Origin of the sequence: Bacteroides sp. (assembly GCF_028690125.1) — a bacterium.
In the GTDB taxonomy this organism is placed as follows: domain Bacteria; phylum Bacteroidota; class Bacteroidia; order Bacteroidales; family Bacteroidaceae; genus Bacteroides.
This window is the reverse complement of the sequence record NZ_JAQVBV010000022.1, coordinates 49,326-66,973: the sequence shown is the minus strand read 5'-3', so window position 1 is coordinate 66,973 and position 17,648 is coordinate 49,326. Positions and strand designations below refer to the sequence as shown.

Below are 17,648 nucleotides of genomic sequence, written 5' to 3'. Positions count from 1 at the left end.
TACTGAATGGTCAAACAGCGTAAAATAGAGCTTCTGGCTCCGGCAAAGAATTTGGAATGTGGTATCGAAGCTGTCAATCATGGTGCGGATGCCGTTTATATTGGTGCACCAAAATTTGGAGCCCGGGCGGCTGCGGTGAATTCCTTGCAAGACATTGAAACCTTGGTCAATCATGCTCATCTGTATAATGCCCGTATCTACGTCACCGTTAATACAGTACTGAAAGAAGAAGAATTGAAAGAGACGGAAGAGATGATTCACGCCTTATACCGGATTGGAGTCGATGCGCTGATCGTTCAGGATATGGGAATTACGAAACTGAATCTTCCGCCGATTCCTCTTCATGCCAGTACGCAGATGGATAACCGCACACCTGAGAAAGTTAAGTTTCTCTGGGAAGCAGGATTCCGTCAGGTGGTATTGGCGCGTGAATTGTCGGTTCGTGAAATTAAAAAGATACATGAAACTTGTCCCGAAGTTCCTTTGGAGATATTTGTGCACGGTGCTCTTTGTGTGAGCTATAGCGGACAGTGTTATGTAAGTCAAGCCTGTTTTGGGCGTAGTGCAAACCGGGGAGAATGTGCCCAATTCTGCCGCTTGCCTTTTAATCTGGTAGATGCCGAAGGAAAGGTGATTGTGAAAGACAAGCATTTACTATCTTTGAAAGACCTGAACCAGAGCGATGAACTGGAACAACTTCTGGATGCCGGTGCTTCTTCATTCAAAATAGAAGGTCGTTTGAAAGATGTTTCTTATGTGAAGAACGTGACAGCTGCCTACCGACAGAAGCTGGACGCAATCTTAGCCCGCCGTCCCGAGTACGTACGTGCTTCTTCGGGAACCTCCCGTTTCGAATTTCAGCCACAATTGGATAAAAGTTTCAGTCGGGGATTTACTCATTACTTCCTTCATGGACGTGACCGTGATATTTTTTCTTTTGATACGCCTAAATCGTTGGGGGAGGAGATGGGGACCATGAAAGAAGCCCGGGGCAACTATCTGACTGTTGCCGGACTAAAATCATTTAATAATGGAGATGGTGTCTGTTATATAGACGAACAAGGACGTTTGCAGGGATTCCGCATTAACCGGGTGGATGGAAATAAACTTTATCCGCAGGAAATGCCACGCATTAAACCCCGAACAATACTTTATCGTAATTTCGACCAAGAGTTTGAACGGTTGCTTTCCCGTAAATCTGCCGAACGGAAGATGGTGGTTGATATTCTTCTTGCTGATAATAATTTCGGTTTCTCTTTAACTTTCACTGATGAAGACGATAATAGTGTTACCATCTCTCTTCCTCGTGACAAAGAGCTGGCGCGTACAACGCAGGAAGAGAATCTGAAAACTCAGTTAGCCAAATTGGGTAATACTCCATTTGAATCGAAAAAGATAGAAATCTCTTTTTCGGAAAATTGGTTCCTTCCGGCTTCGGTGCTAGCTGATCTTCGTCGTCAGGTTGTAGAAAAGCTGATTGCTCTCCGTCGGATCAATTACCGTCAGGAGTTGGCGGTGTGGAAACAGACTACTCATGCTTTTCCTCAAACAACTTTGACGTATCTGGGGAATGTAATGAATACCTGTGCCACTTCTTTTTATCAGGATCATGGGGTACAGCATATTGCTGAGGCTTATGAAAAAACAGAGGCAGAAGATGCTATACTAATGTTTTGCAAACATTGTTTGCGTTATAGTATGGGTTGGTGTCCTATCCACCAACGGGAAAGGTCACCTTATAAAGAGCCTTATTATCTAGTGTCGAATGATGGAAAACGTTTCCGTCTTGAGTTTGATTGCAAGAATTGTCAAATGAAAGTAAAAATAGCGCAATGAGGATATTTCATTACAGAATAGAACGAAGTAGTACAGAGGTTGATTCTCGAAAGAAGAAATCCGGTATCGCTTTTTGTCGTTTTGTGATGAATTTACTGTTTGGTATCTTATCCCTTTCCTCCTGCTATTACTCTCACCCCAATCTATCTTCGGAAGAGATACCGCAAAAGATAAAGGACTCTTTGCAGTATCTTTACGAACGACATTATACATGGAATACAAATTTGGAAGTAATGGCAGATTCTTCGGTATTGGAGTGTTTGCCCATTAAAGAAAAGTACATCACATTATATAAAGGAGACCGTGTTGTAGTAGCCGAGTTTGCCGTACATTCTGCCGATAGTGTAGATAGTGTTTGGGTGAAATTGGCACATACGCAGGATGAACAAGGGTGGATACGAGAGGCAGAATTGAAAAAGGCTTTTGTACCTACAGATAGTATTTCGCAAGCAATTCATCTCTTTAGTAATACCCATGCCTCATATTTTGTGATTATCTTTGCATTGTTTGTTGGAGTATATCTGTTTCGTGCTTTTCGTCGTAAGCAATTGCAGCTGGTATACTTTAATGATATCGCTAGCATTTATCCATTGTTCTTGTGCTTATTGATGGCATTCAGTGCTACGATCTATGAATCTATACAAGTTTTCGTACCGGGCACATGGGAACATTTTTATTACAATCCGACGTTATCTCCTTTTAAAGTTCCCTTTATACTTTCCATCTTTTTGTTGAGTATCTGGCTTTTTCTAATTGTTGTCTTGGCGGTACTCGATGACCTGTTTCGTCAATTGACTCCGGCAGCAGCCATCTTTTATTTGCTTGGGCTAATGTCTTGCTGCATCTTCTGTTATTTCTTCTTTATCCTGATGACTCATATTTATATCGGTTATTTTTTCTTAGCCCTTTTTGTCTGGGTGTTTGCAAAAAAAGTCCATCGAAATATCGGTTATAAATACCGTTGCGGTCATTGCGGAGAGAAAATAAAAGAAAAAGGTGTGTGTGCACATTGCGGTGCGATCAATGAATAATATCTTATTATCTATCCTCACTTTTTAATAATCGATTGAACAATGAAAATCAGAGTTACTGAACTGAAAGACCTTTCTATCGTAATGGATATTTATGATTATGCCCGTGCCTTTATGCGTGCAAATGGGAATGCTACTCAATGGATAGATGGTTATCCTTCTGACACCCTGATTCGTCAAGAGATCGAAGATGCTCATAGCTTCGTTTGTACAGACGAACAAGGTGAAATTTTGGGAACTTTTTGTTTTATATTAGGAGAGGATCCTACCTATCAGCATATCTATGATGGCACTTGGCTCACTGATAAACCTTACGGAGTGATTCATCGAATGGCTACAAGCGGTAAACAAAAAGGAGTATCGGAAGCCTGTTTCGATTGGTGCTTTCAACGTTGTGACAATATTCGTGTGGATACACATCGCGATAATAAAGTGATGCAATACATTTTAACGAAGTACGGCTTCCAGCGTTGTGGTATTATTTACGTGAAGAATGGTACAGAACGTATTGCTTATCAAATGCATTTGCCTTCTGGTATAAGTCTGGAAAGTAAATGATATATTTCAAATAGAAATGAATAAATTTGGGATCAGATAGCTTTACAAGAAGATTACGAGTATGAATTTGCCGATATGCTTATTATTGCTACAACAGATTCAGACTTTAACCCTATACTGAAAATTACTACTTACCAAGGAAATTTAGTCGTTCTTCTTCCTCAAAGAGATGAGGTAAGAGTAGAATCAGCAGTTGATAAATAAATCCTCAAAACAAGGTAAAAAGGAGCAATCATGAAAGCATCGGATTGAATATTACTCAGAAAAAGCGCCATTATTGAAACCATTAATGATGAACTTAAGAATATAGCACAAATGGAATATTCAAGGTATAGGTCATTTCATTATTTTGCGGTGAATCTGTTGCGCGCTACTACATATTATTTCTTTCTCAAAAAACCGTCTATCAACCTGAAAAAAGCGGTTGATAGGCAGTTTACTTTATTCTAATCAATTCTCGAACTCACCTTATTCACGGGCTCTTAACGTCGAAACAAGATTGGACGGCAGAACCGTTTATTTAAAAATATTCACACCTCGTGCATGAACTGTATTCGAACTAAACAGCGTAATGCTTTTATTTTAGTCCTAACCAATAGGCTCCATAATTTTGGATACCATCGTAAAAAATCGTATATTTGCTGATATATATAAAGAAACGATAGTATTTCTTCTTATCTAACGTCAGCATTGTACTAATATCGGTAGTCGGATTACTCCCAAATAATTTAAGGAGATTAAAACAATATGCTAAGGTTGAACAACTTTGGCTATTATTAATTTAGCATTACTATACTAAATCAGTAAATTCAAAATAAATACAAATGATTAAACTCAAATTACACGAAAAATTCGAACTCAAATCAACCTTTGTTAAATCAGTAGCTATTCCCAGCCTGATGTTTATTGTCGGCATATCCTTATTTTGCGGATTGTTTCCTGTTAAAGCACAAATTGTACTTTCAATAATCAAAGAACAGATTTTTGCCAATTTAAGTTGGTTTTATGTTATATCCGTTACTGTTTTTGTCATATTTCTTATCTCTTTGGCGCTAAGTAAACATGGCAAAACCAAGTTGGGCAGTGACGACCAGAAACCTGAATACTCATTCTTCTCTTGGGTTGCGATGTTGTTTGCGGCGGGAATGGGAATCGGATTAATGTACTTTGGTGTAGCAGAACCGATATCGCACTATGCGAATCCTGCCAGTGAAACCCTGTCTTTAGCCGAACGCGCTAAAGAAGCTCAACTATATACATTTTTCCATTGGGGTCTACATGCATGGGCTATTTACGCCGTTGTAGGGCTTTCATTGGCCTATTTTACGTACCGATATAAATTGCCATTGTCTTTGCGCAGTGTTTTCTATCCTATGCTAAAGGATAAAATACATGGTCGTTTAGGAAACATAATTGATGTATTTGCCTTGTGCAGTACTTTCTTTGGTTTGGCAACTACTTTAGGATTTGGTGTTGTACAGCTCAATGCAGGTCTTGCAAATATGGGGATTATGCCACAAAATAGTTTCCCTCACCAAGCAATGATTGTCGTGGTCATAATGCTCATATCCATTATTTCAAGCATCACAGGATTAGGGAAAGGAGTCAAACTTTTAAGCCAGATAAATATATCTACAGCCGTTATCCTAATGCTATTCATTCTTTTCGCAGGTCCTACAGTATATTTATTAGGTACTTTTTCTGAAGGGATAGGCAACTACTTCAGTAACTTTATATCGTTAACATTTAATACCTATTCCTATGAGCCGGGCCGTCAAGGGTGGTTCTCAGGGTGGACAATATTATATTGGGCATGGTGGATTTCATGGTCTCCTTACGTGGGGCTGTTCATTGCCAAAATATCCAAAGGACGAACTATCCGTGAATTTATCTTTGCCGTCATATTGATTCCTTCATTGTTTAACTTTTTATGGATGACTATATTCGGAAATACAGCCATATGGATGGAACAGCATCAGTCAGAAGGAGCCCTGAGCTCTCTTGTCAGTCAGCCCGAAATACTGCTTTTTAGTTTTCTAAAGCAGTTACCCTTAGAAACCATCACTACTACATTTACACTTTTTATTATATGTATATTTTTCATTACATCAGCCGATTCCGGTATCTATGTAATGAACAATATTGCCACTAAAAATGCTAAAACCTCTCCTAAATGGCAAAATATTTTTTGGGGAGTACTGTTAGCCGGTCTTTCTTTGAGCTTATTAAGCCTTGGTGGTTTAGATTCATTACAGACAATGACTTTGGTCGCAGCTCTACCTTTTGCGGTACTAATGCTTATGTTCTGTTACAACCTGCTAAAAGCACTAAATATAGATGCGAGGTATCACTCCACCAAATTTTCTCATTCTACTTCATATTGGTCAGGTCGGTTGTGGAAAGAGAGACTGGAGAGAATTCTTACCTACTCAAAAAAGAGAGATGTGAAGAAATTTATTGAAACAACTGTTGTTCCTGCATTTAAAGATTTGATTGCAGAATTGAAAGCTAATGGAATTGAAGCCAAGATGACAGATATAATCCCATCAAAAACAGGTATTGAATTGGAGATAGTTCATAATAGCTTGATGAACTTCAAGTATGGCGTTAAGGCGCAACCCAAAACTATTTCTGATTATTTAATAAATGAAGAGAATGCTCCTGAAATTGGCGACGAAAAGGTATACATTCCCGTAACCTATTTCAATGATGGAAGAAAAGGATATGACATCCAATATTTCACAAAGGAAGAGGTTATAAGCGACATTTTGAAGCAGTACGAACGTTTCCTTTCAATAATATCAGACTGCTCTAATGAACTGTATACGCTTTCTAACGATTAATATATTACAAACCTTTTGTCTGATAGGTTATAGATTTATTAAGTATTTGTTGATATGATTTCAAGGCTGTTATTTATTAAACCTCGTACTTGCCTTGAAAATTCATTGTATTTTAATTTTAGTTACCAATTGAGAAAGTTAAATATGTCCTGATTTAATTTCGCCAACGGGTAGATTGTGTATTTCATAACATCTATAAATGTAGGGTTGTACGAAAATAGAGAAATTAAGATGAAAGTTTTCTATTTTTCTTTCTAATTATATTGATAATGAAGATCTTTTGTCTAATTATTGACTTTCTGTGATTTACAATGAGGAATGGTGGGCACCATAATAATATAAAATTCTTTTTAATGTTCCTCGTTTTAAATAGAAAGTGGAAGAGTTTTAGAGATCAAATCAGTTGCAACTTAATCATAGTCTAAACTCTATCGTCCAGAGCTTCGATGAACGGAGAGACTATGATAAGTTTGCATCTGATTTATAGAAGTGCTGCTTTTATGCAGATAGCTAACGTAGGATTGAAAACAAAGTTTCTTTTTTAAAGACTACGTTCTACTTAGATTTAAGGTTTCAATTGTCCCGAAACTCTCATATATTCTGATTCGTAAATCTTATACTGAGTCTTTGCTTCAATCTGGTTGCTGTATGCTTCCTGCCATTGTGCTTGTGCATCTAATAAATCGGTTAATGTGCACATACTTACATCGTAATTGTTTTGCATATTACGTAAGTTTTCCGCTGCTTGTGATATTCCGATATTGGCAGTTTCCACTAAGTTGTAGCCGTCTGTTACATTCTGAATAGCCTGTTGTAACTCAATATTGAGTAAACGTTCGTTTCTCTGCAAGTCCAACTGAGCGTTTTGGTAATCAAGTTTTGCTCTTTTTATTCCTTTCAGCCCTTTCCCCCATCTGAATAGAGGAACGCTGATGGATGCCATTAGCATGGGGGAACCATCTTTGTATTCTTGTTTGAAAGGGGTTCCATCTTCTGCCTGTCCGGCGAGTTTAAGATTCCCGTAGTAAGAATACTGGGCGGAAATTCCGAAAGTCGGGAGAATGTCGGCACGTGCTATTTTGACTTGTTGCTTTTGGGCTTCTACTTGATTTAACAGCAATCTATATTCGGGACGTATGAGAATGCTACCCTCTAATTGCTGAGGTGAATTTATTTCTATATTTGTATCAGTAACCTGAATAGTGGTATGAATATCGATTCCAAGTGTACTACATAAGGACATTCGGCAAAGTTCGACACCATTTTTAGCTTTCTTCAATTGATATAGTATCTGGCTGCGTTTGGAGTCTACCCGCAACAGGTCGGCTTGGGTAGCCATCTGTACTTCCACACTCTTGGCTATTTGATTGTATAATTCATCCAGTTGCTTTTGGTAAGCTTCTAACTGTTTTACTTTTTCCCCTACTGCTATGTATGTCCAATAAGCATTATCAGCTTCTGCGATGATATTCATCTCCGTTTTTCGGCGTGATTCTTGCGCACAGTCTACACCGATTTTAGCAAGTTTGTTGGAAGCAACGATTTTCCCACCGGTAAATATGGGTTGAGTCAAGGTAAGTCCTGCCATATACGTCCCACGCATTTGTAGTTCAGCACCCATCAGATCCATGTCTTTGCGGCTGATACTAGTCAGCGAGCCTTCTAGTTCGGGAAGATACGAAGCAAGGGCAATTTCTTTATCTAGCTTCGCCTGTTTATAAGAGTTTTCCGCTATCTTCATTTCTTCATTATTCTTCAGTGCCATTTTGCGGCATTCAGCTTGGGAAAGTTGAAGTTGGGCGGAGGCAGGCAGATTGACTGCCAGCCCCAATGCTATCCATAAAATAGTCTTTTTCATATATACAGGTATATTCTTTTATTCATTAATAGTTTTAGTTGTTTTGGATCGTGTACGAGGAGGTGTGATATGGAAGAAAGCCGTGTAGAACAAAGGCAGAAGTGCCAGTGTAATAATGGTTCCCATAGCAAGTCCGCTCATGATAGTGACTGCCATCGAAGCATACATTGGATCCGTGATTAGTGGCAACATACCAAGAATCGTGGTAACGGATGCCATTATAACTGGGCGTGTACGTGAAACTGTAGCATTGATTACTGCATCATAAGGATGCTGCTGCTCTTCATTCGTCAAACGAGTGATTTCATCTACCAGAACTATCGCATTTTTAATCATCATTCCCATCAATCCCATGACTCCGATGATTGCCATAAACGTGAATGGCTGTTTGCTTAATAGTAATGCCGGTGTGATGCCACAAAAAACGAACGGGAAACAAAGCAGGATAAGAATTACTTTTTTCCAATTACTAAATAGCAACAGTAAAATGGCGAGAATAATAAATAAGGTGATTGGACCATACTTCATCAATCCTTCCATAGAGTCACCTTGTTTGGCAATTTCACCAGACCACCCCATAGTATAACCTTCGGGTAACTTAATCTTGTTGATCTCATTTTCAATGTCCGCTTTTACTTTTGCAGGAGTAGCTTCCCATTGCGTATAGTCCGGGTCGCATTCAGCTTCAATGTGACGAGAACCGTTCACACGAAGTATCATTTGTTCCTCCCAGCCGAGATCGATATTACGGGTAACGTTGCTCATCGGTGCACTTTTGTACATATCATCCTGAATGGCATCCGAGCTTTTACTTCCTGTAATTAGTTGGTTAATATCATTATCATCTACCTTGATATTGATATCTGTCCATACGGGAATATCATTCAGATCTTGAATTTTACTTCCGTCTGCATTCCGAATGAGGAAGTTGAGCATCACTTGTTGGTCTTGATCATTGATTACTCCACAGATCATTCCGTCAGTAGCCGCTTGTAGTGCGCTTCCAATATTGCCACGACTGATACCCGAACGGCGTGCTTCTTGCTCCATGTATTGAGCAGTGAGTGCTTTGCCGGTGGGCTTCCAGTTATTTTGTACCGAATAAGCGTCTACATATTTGCATTTGCGCATAATCACTTCCGCTTGTTGCGCAAGATCACGCAGTACGGCAGGATCGGGACCTGTAAATTCCACTTCGACTGTGTGAGTACTAGATATAGAGAAGTTGTATTTTCGTGCACGGATATAGGCATCAGGATAACGTTCGCGCAATTGTTGGCGTATTTTCGGCAGTTCTTCTACCACTGTTTCATAATCTGGACAATCGATAATCAATTCTCCGTAGCAACCTCCACCGCTTGTCATGGGACGAACCAGACAATAGCGGGCAGGTGCACTTCCCATTGAGGCAGCTACCCGTTCTACATTCGGATTTTCTTTCACTAGTTTGCTCATTTCCAGCAAATCCTGTTTCACTTGTTCGGGATTGGTCTGATAAGGAGTGAAGTATTCGATGACGAACTGTTTGTAACTAAAGTCAGGGAAGAACAGATTCTTGATCTTGGTCATACCAACAAATGATAATACCAAAATAGCTACCGATATCCCGATAGTCAGCTTTTTGTAGTTGATTAGTTTGATAATAATCTTTCTGACTACTTGTTGCATTTTACCAATTTGTTCTTCATATCCGACTTTGCGTACATGAAGTGGCAGTATGTATTTGGTAAACATCGGAACTTGAGTCAATGCTAAGATCCAACTGACGAGTAAGCTGACACAAAGTACGAGGAATAAGTCACGTGCATACTCTCCAGCAGTATCTTTCGATAGGAATACATTCAGGAAAGCGGAAGCAGCAATTAAGGTTGCTCCTAATAACGGCATAGCAGTAGCCTTACAAATACGATATAAGTAGACTTTCGGTCCGAGTCCTCGTGTACGGTCTACCAGAATACCGTCAATGATAACTATGGCATTATCCACCAGCATACCCATGGCAATGATGAAAGCACCCAGTGAAATACGTTGCAATGTAGTTCCACACATCAATAGGATAGGGAAGGACCCGGCAATGGTAAGCACTAGGCCTGCACCAATAATCAATCCGCTTCGGAATCCCATCGTAAAGATCAGTGCAATGATAACAATAAGAACAGATTCCACCAGATTCACCATGAATGAACTGATTGCTTCGTCTACTTTATCCGGTTGGAAAAAGATTTTTTCCATGTTCATTCCTGCCGGTATGTTTGGCATGATTTCTTTTATTTTGCTTTCTACTGCTTTGCCAACATCCGGCACGATAGCATCATTCTCCATAGAGATACAGATAGCCAGCGCTTGTTCACCGTCCACGAAGAATCCGTTCTCTTGTGGATCTTTGTAGGTACGTTCTACTTCAGCAATATCTCCGACGCGCATTTGTTTACCGTCTAAAGTCTGTACAATCAGATTTTTGACATCTTCCATACTTTGAGTACGGTTGGTGATTCGCAGTTGTATCTTTTGGTCACCATCCTGATAACTTCCTGCATCCACCGTTTTGGTAGCATCTTGCAGAACACTCATGATCTGTGTTGGTATAATACCGTTGCGTGCTATCTTTTCTTTCGATAGGGTAATGTTGATTACTTCATCCCGGTTGCCGTAAATATTGATTCTCTTTACACCTTTGATGCCGAGTAATTCGCGGCGGATCATCTTGGCGTACTTATACATTTCCGGATATTCGTAACCGTCGGAAGTCAATGCATAGAACATACCATAAACATCCATCATGTCGTCAATCACAATTGGTTCATAGCATCCTTGTGGAAGTTTGTTTACAGAACCACTCACTTTACGTCTTAGTTGGTCGAAATGCTGCTCAATGGCTGTCATCAATACAGTTTCCTGAAATTCAACAGTGATCTGTGCCATCCCTTTTGTACATTCCGAACTGATTTTCTTTACATTAGGAATCGTACGCAATTCATCTTCCATGACTTGCGCTACTTGTAATTCTACTTCATGTGCCGTAGCACCGGGGTAAACGATTACAACCATCGCTTGTTTTACTCCGATAGCGGGATCTTCAAGTTTTGGCATTTGCATGAAAGACAGTACTCCGGCAATGAGTAAAGCCGCCATTAGCGACCAGAACAGTGTTGGGCGCTTTATGAAATATTCGGTTAAGGCAAATTTCATTAGAATAGTCCTCCTACATTTGTTTTATCAGATTCGGGAAGCACATGAACTTTCTCATTTTCGGTAAGTGAATGTACTCCCGCTTTGATAATTTGTTCATTGCCCTGAATACCTTCTGTTATGATGACTTTTCCTGAGGCATCTATTCCTTGTAGTTTAATTTCGAGTTTGCTGACGGTAGAATCATTTCCTAATACCCATACATAACTCTTTTCTTGTTCATTGAAGATTGAATTTACTGGAAGAGTGAAACCTTTTGCGTCTGGTTGCCCATCTGTTAGTGAGATGTTTACCACTACGTTCATGCCTGCTGTTAGTTTAGTAATGTGGCTGTCTGTGAGGGACAAAAGCATTTTATAGAGTTGTGTGCTACTTGCTTTCTGGTTGATGCTGATTAGTGTAAGAGGATAACTGACATTGGGTGACAACGAAGAAGCACAAGAGAAGCCTGAGAATTTTTCCTGTTGCATATATAAGCTGGCGGGGATGTCTACTTCTACTTCAATTTTAGAAACATCTAGCAAATTAACAATGGGTGAGCCTGCTTGTACCATTTCTGCCTTTTCATAATTTACAGTTTGTATGTATCCGCTGACTGGAGCTTGCAGAGTCGTATACTCTAGCTTATTTTTGTTTATTTGCAATTGCACTCGTACTTGTTCCAATCCGGCTACAGCTTTTTCATAGTCATTTCCGTTAAGGCTCTTTGCTTCATATAATTGTTTCATACGATCTACTTCTTTTTTCATTTGATCATATTGAATCTGATAAGTGTCTACTCCAAGTTTATAGTCTTTCTGATCTAATATGGCAATTGTTTGTCCTTGACGTACAAAGTCACCTTCCTTTACTAAAATCTTTTCAATTTGTCCACCGGTCTTAAAGCCCAGACTAATTTCGCGTGATTCTTTGACTGTTCCTGATAAACTTTTATAAGATACATTACCTAACGCTACCGGTTGGACTAGTTTTACACTTCGTACAAACTTCTCTTCCTTGTTGGTACTACAAGCTGCCAGTAACACGATCATTGCCGGCATAAACCACCTTTTTACATTCATTGTTGTCGTTTATAGTTTGATTGATAAATAATCATTTTATTTTCGGATGCAAAATTCTCTCTTATTTAGGAATGATTCAAGGTAAAAAGGAGTGCTTTTTTGGTCATTAAGTCGAATTAAGTAGAATTTATATTCCAAATAGATTAAATTTGTCGTCGATAACTCTAATTTTTAATTAAAATATGGATCATTCTATCTTTTTACTTGATATTTCGCATCTCACTGAAATCGACAAGGCTACTTTTATTGAAGGGGAGATTGTGTTGTTGGACAATATAGATTCTTCTTCCTGCGCAGGACAAACGAATCAACCACCGCGTGGTACTTTTCCTGTGCAAGCAAAGATGTCCATGCTGTTGTTTTGTCTGGAGGGAAAAATAGAAATGCGTATTGCATTAAAAGAATATGTGCTGCATCCGAATATGTTTTTCATTATCATTCCCGGAGTGATCTTCGAAGTAATTTCTATTTCTGACGATTTTCGGGGATTTGTGATAGCTACTAGGAATAATTTTATGCCCGTCACAGAGAAGACAACGCAGGTAATGTCTTTTTATAAATGTTTGCAGGATAGATATTGCTTTTCTTTTGAAGAGAAAGATGTGCCCGAATTTATTAAAGTTTATCGTGATATAAAAGAGACGTTGCTGGAAGAGAATCATCCTTTCAGGACTCCTATGTTGCAATCCTATGTACAAATCATGTATTACCGGATGGCGCCCGTAGTGATCAAAGAGGCCGAGCAACAATCGAAGTATCCACAGACTCGTCAGGAAGAGATTTTTCATCGGTTTATTCATGAGGTGGAGATGTATTACAGGAAAGAACGTAGTGTGAAGTTCTATGCGGATTTATTGTGTATCTCTCCGAAGTATCTTTCTTCCGTTATTTACAAAGTTAGCCAAAAGTTGGCGGGAGAATGGATTGATGCTTATGTGATTCTGGAAGCAAAAACGTTGTTGAAATCGGGAAAACTGACTGTGCAACAGATCAGCGAACAACTGAACTTCCCGAATCAGTCTTTTTTCGGGAAGTTCTTTAAGCGTTGTGCTGGGATGTCTCCGAAGGAATATAAGAATAGTTAGATAAAAACTCTTCGAAACTACCCAATAAAGGTGCGAATGCAGACCGGAAATAAACAACAAAGAAGCCGATCAAAATTACTTTTTTGTTGGTTATAATACATATGGTTCTGCTAATTCAAGAATTGACTAAACTCAGAACCGACAACGCAGATCTATTCCGAATTGTGCCGGACGTCCTTTCTGCATGAATCCTTTTTTCATGGTTTCAAAGTAGAATGCGGCGTAATCTTTGTCCAGTACATTACGTGTCCAGAGACTGACCATAGCATTCCCAACTTCAAAGTTTACTCTGCCGTTTAATGTGCCATAGAAGGCTTGGCTGACATTATTTTGTTCTGTCCAATAGATACGTCCCGCTGCATTGTAGTTTGCTTGTAAGACAATACGGTCAAAGATACAACGAGGATTGCAGTTGAAAGCGTATTCACCACCTATATTTAATGTATGCTTGGGGACAAAAGGGACGTACTTACCGTTATAATCCGCTTTTACATTGAAGCTTCCATCTTCTCGTTTTTCTTTTATGACGTAATCAGTAAAAGTTGCATAAGTGTATCCATAACTGGCATTTAAGCTCAATGCACTAGTCAGACTGGCACGGATAGAAGCTTCAGCACCGTAACTATGACTCTTTCCGGCATTCACAGTGATACGTCCTAAACCACTTTCTGCAAATTGGGAGATTTGTTGGTCACGTGTATCCATATAGAAGGCAGCAAGGTCAGCCCAAAGTTTACCTTCCCATAAAGTTAGATGACTTCCTACTTCGTAGTTCCATGAATATTCAGGTTTGTATTGAGTAGCTTCGCTGACTTCCGGCAGTTTAGACATTGGCATAAACTTTTCAATGGCAGCTACAAACTTAGAGAATTCCGGACTTGTTTTAATTGCTTCTTTCATGGAGTTACTTTGCTGCCCTGTGATTAAGTCGGAGAACATTTGTACATTGTATCCACCCGAACGATATCCTTTTGAAACAGTGGCATATACGCTATTCCCTTTTTGCCATTCGTACTGTAAAGCTATTTTAGGGAGTAACTGAACGTAATCATTTGATAATTTCCCGTCATAGGCTGCATTCGCTTTCAGATTATTTGCAGTAATAGCCATTGGCGAATGTGGCATACTCATTTTGAAATTAAAATCAAGAGGTTCGCTTGCTGAGCGATATTTCATTTTCATTTTCTCATAATCCATTCTTAAACCAACAGTGAATGACAATCCTTTTATAAGAAGGTCATTGAAGGTCGATTGGTGGAAAATGGCTGCATTCCATATCGGAGTATCAAAATTACCTTCGACTAGTAACGTCGGATTGTTTACTTTCAGGTTCAACTGTGGAGCACTAGGAGGCATCTCTGCAAAAATTTGATTAACGTTATCTTCAATCATTTCTTTTACTCCCTCCGAGCCGAAAGATACCGGTCCGTCTGTATTTAATGATTGGTATAACCCGAAGACACCGGTTGCCCATTGCCATTTTTTGTTAGGTTTTGATTTTAGAATGATTTCCTCGGAAATAATGTTTAATTTTTGTTTTTGAGTAAGGGTATAGATATCTTTCTCTGTGAAATCCTGATCGAGGAACATACGGTCATTTAAATTCTGATAACCGGTAACGGCACTAAGGATAAAATTTTTAGCTTGATATTCCATATTGACTCCGGCGTTTAGCAATCCACGGCGATAGCTGCTGCGATTGTTATACGATATTTTGCCAATGTATTCAGGGCGCATTTCTTCTCCTTCGGTAACACCTGTATATTCATAGGGGTAACCACCCTGATCACCGTATTCATAATTCAGTGTCATATCGACTTTGATGTTCGATGTGGGCATATAGATACCTCGGAAACGTCCGCCTCCTGCATTGCCACGGTCTACTCTTTCGTTGCTACGTGCTACGTTTTTAAAGAATCCGCCTGTATGTTCATAAAAACCTCCGGTAGAGAATGCAAACTGATCAGATATGCGGTGATAATGAGTCAGCGAAACGTTATAATCATTATAGGTAGCTGCCCCCATACGTATATCTGTTCCTTGATAGGTAAATGGTGATTTTGTATGTACTTTAATTAATCCGGCCATTGTGTTACGTCCGTAGAGAGTTCCTTGGGGACCACGGAGGATATCGATACGTTCAATATCGCAATAGTTGAAATCGAAAGCAGACTTGTCGATATAAGGAATATTATCGACATAAAGTCCTACAGACGGAGTGTTAATACGTGATCCGATTCCTCGGATATAAATAGAGGTGGTTAATTTTGAACCATAGTCCGGAATAAATAAATTGGGGACAATAGCCGACAAATTCTTTACCGATTTAACTTGATTCGCTTGCATATCTTTTTGAGACAAAAGCGTTGAAGCTGTGGGTAGTTCGCGCAATTTACGGTTCTCTTTCGGAGCGGCAATCACTACCACTTCTTCGATATCTACCACTTTCAGTGTGTCTTTTGGGAGATCTTCTCCCCATACAGTCCCTGTCGTTAAAAGAGTGAGGACAATCAGGATATTCTTTTTCTTCATTTGCAGTTATTTTGTCGGTGCAAAGTAAAGGCAAATAATCCGGTTAATCAATCCTCATTTATTAGGATATTGGCTTCAGACAGTTAAATCTGTTTATTCTGAGTGTTATCTGACAGATATTTATCACTTTTCTGTCTATCAATGTTGATTTCTACTGTTTATATCCGGTCAGCCTCTACATATCCATTCATCACAGCATAAATAGTCAGACCGGATACGGATTTGATTCCAAGTTTTTCTGTAATATTTTTCCTGTGTGTAATAACTGTTGTTAAGCTGATATTCAGTTTGTCGGCAATCTCTTTATTGATTAACCCTTTTGTTATCAATACAAGCACTTCTATTTCACGGGGAGAAAGAATTTCCTGATGAGGCTCAATTGTATGAATTGGTGGCATATCTTTTACTGGATAACCATTGTGATGAGCGTGTTGATGGAGTTTCAGAATGTTTTTTACTAGCTCCTTTTCGGGTTCGTAGATATTTAAAACCGGGATTCCGGAAAGTTGGAATTGTGGACTGTCACTTGCCAGTACAATTGTTTTTCGTTTCCGCGGAAGAAAAAAAGCATTGTGTTCTACATAGATTTGTGCTGAAATAAAATAATGAGCATACATGTCTGAGGTATCATCCATTAGTTCATTAAAACTATGGAAGATACGGATGATTGCCATTGGAATGATTTCTTCTAATATGGACTTTAACCCTAGGCAGGTGAGAGTATTTGCTTCTACAATAGCTATTTCTGGTTGATGGTTCATAATTTCTGTTATTTAAGTAACGTTTCGAAATCAATCTTATCAAAATCAACGTGAGAGTCTTCAGGCATATCAGTAGAATTCCAGCATATTGCATCGAGTAGAGGAGCTGTATCTTTAGCTATATATAATGTGTGCCATTTTCTGTGACTCTCTTGATCCTCCGTTGTGATAATAGCTATTTTACGTTCTGCATCTATTATTTGCAAGTCAAGATGACATAGATTGTCATGACGTATTAAATCAAAAAAATAGTGAGTTGGGGTAACTCGTTTGAATGATTGAATGATGTAAGGCATTGGACCGTCCATATTTTGTTTAATATATAAGGAGTCAGTAAAGAAAGAAGTGTAAGAAGCATTTAACTCATTGATATAATATGTGTTTTGAAAAGAGCAAATTGGAATCCAGGTTTTTGGAAAGTCATCTGATAATGTATGCTTAGGGAAAGACTGTGGGTGTTTTTCTCGGAGATATTTTAATTCGTAATCAAATTGTTCAACATCCGAATGATCTAATAGATAAGTAGAGGCATAATTAAGTATTTGTTGGTAACTTTTCGATTGACGATCTCTTTCTATATAGGCATCTTCAAAACAGTAATATCCATCATTGTTTGTTGCGAATCTGTATAGAAATGTAGTGTCATTCTCAACAAATGGTCCTTTTTTTTCGTAACTGAACGTATCTTTCTTTACAGAATCTGTAGAGTCAGTAATCTGAACGGGGACTGTTTCTATAAGTGTGAGTCTTATACTGTCAATAGCTGTGGAATCTGTTTGTTTATTACTGGCAGTCTTTGATGTGCAAGACATTATTCCGGTTAGTAATCCGGCAACTAGCATGATAAAAAGGAATGAGCGTTTCATAATCTTATATTTGTGTTACTTTTTTCTA

Annotated in this window: 11 protein-coding genes and 1 pseudogene; 6 read left to right on the top strand and 6 right to left on the bottom strand. The window is 38.9% G+C overall.

Annotated elements, in window-relative coordinates:
• The first annotated feature begins 6 nt into the window (after nt 1-6).
• The 5 genes and pseudogenes from PHO71_RS14950 (at nt 7) to PHO71_RS14930 (ending at nt 6,268) form a co-directional block, all read left to right on the top strand.
• Nucleotides 7-1,836: a U32 family peptidase gene (locus PHO71_RS14950; RefSeq protein ID WP_300204849.1), complete on the top strand. Its 1,830-nt coding sequence runs from the start codon at nt 7-9 to the stop codon at nt 1,834-1,836.
• Nucleotides 1,833-2,867, top strand: a complete 1,035-nt coding sequence (locus PHO71_RS14945) for a hypothetical protein (protein ID WP_300204847.1) — start codon at nt 1,833-1,835, stop codon at nt 2,865-2,867. The genes PHO71_RS14950 and PHO71_RS14945 overlap by 4 nt, the downstream gene beginning before the upstream one ends.
• 42 nt (nt 2,868-2,909) lie before the next feature.
• Complete coding sequence (locus tag PHO71_RS14940; RefSeq protein WP_300204846.1) at nt 2,910-3,425, top strand: GNAT family N-acetyltransferase; 516 nt, start codon at nt 2,910-2,912, stop codon at nt 3,423-3,425.
• A 231-nt stretch (nt 3,426-3,656) separates the two neighbouring features.
• A pseudogene (locus tag PHO71_RS14935) lies at nt 3,657-3,791 on the top strand (transposase); the annotation flags it as partial.
• A 458-nt stretch (nt 3,792-4,249) separates the two neighbouring features.
• Nucleotides 4,250-6,268, top strand: coding sequence for a BCCT family transporter (locus PHO71_RS14930; protein ID WP_300204844.1), 2,019 nt, complete (start codon nt 4,250-4,252; stop codon nt 6,266-6,268).
• 565 nt (nt 6,269-6,833) lie between these two features.
• Here the strand turns inward: PHO71_RS14930 and PHO71_RS14925 are convergent.
• From PHO71_RS14925 to PHO71_RS14915, 3 genes are read right to left on the bottom strand one after another with little or no spacing between them, the layout of a single operon-like run.
• A complete protein-coding gene (locus tag PHO71_RS14925; RefSeq protein WP_300204842.1) occupies nt 6,834-8,126 on the bottom strand; it encodes a TolC family protein in 1,293 nt (430 codons plus the stop codon).
• 18 nt (nt 8,127-8,144) lie between these two features.
• On the bottom strand, nt 8,145-11,315 hold the full coding sequence (locus PHO71_RS14920) for an efflux RND transporter permease subunit (protein WP_300204840.1): 3,171 nt from the start codon (nt 11,313-11,315) through the stop codon (nt 8,145-8,147).
• Nucleotides 11,315-12,355 carry an efflux RND transporter periplasmic adaptor subunit gene (locus tag PHO71_RS14915; RefSeq protein ID WP_300204839.1) on the bottom strand — a complete coding sequence of 347 codons (1,041 nt, stop codon included), beginning with the start codon at nt 12,353-12,355 and terminating at the stop codon, nt 11,315-11,317. The genes PHO71_RS14920 and PHO71_RS14915 overlap by 1 nt, the downstream gene beginning before the upstream one ends.
• 203 nt (nt 12,356-12,558) lie before the next feature.
• Between PHO71_RS14915 and PHO71_RS14910 the strand changes: the two genes are divergently transcribed.
• The gene (locus tag PHO71_RS14910; protein WP_300204837.1) at nt 12,559-13,461 is read left to right on the top strand and encodes an AraC family transcriptional regulator; all 903 of its coding nucleotides are present in this window, start codon (nt 12,559-12,561) and stop codon (nt 13,459-13,461) included.
• Nucleotides 13,462-13,593: 132 nt separating this feature from the next.
• Here the strand turns inward: PHO71_RS14910 and PHO71_RS14905 are convergent, their stop codons facing one another.
• The 3 genes from PHO71_RS14905 to PHO71_RS14895 form a co-directional block, all read right to left on the bottom strand.
• A complete protein-coding gene (locus tag PHO71_RS14905) occupies nt 13,594-15,993 on the bottom strand; it encodes a TonB-dependent receptor (protein WP_300204836.1) in 2,400 nt (799 codons plus the stop codon).
• 158 nt (nt 15,994-16,151) lie between these two features.
• Entirely contained in the window at nt 16,152-16,754 is a 603-nt protein-coding gene (locus PHO71_RS14900; protein WP_300204834.1) for a LuxR C-terminal-related transcriptional regulator, read from the bottom strand.
• A gap of 8 nt (nt 16,755-16,762) precedes the next feature.
• On the bottom strand, nt 16,763-17,620 hold the full coding sequence (locus tag PHO71_RS14895) for a hypothetical protein (protein WP_300204832.1): 858 nt from the start codon (nt 17,618-17,620) through the stop codon (nt 16,763-16,765).
• Between the last annotated feature and the right edge of the window lie 28 nt (nt 17,621-17,648).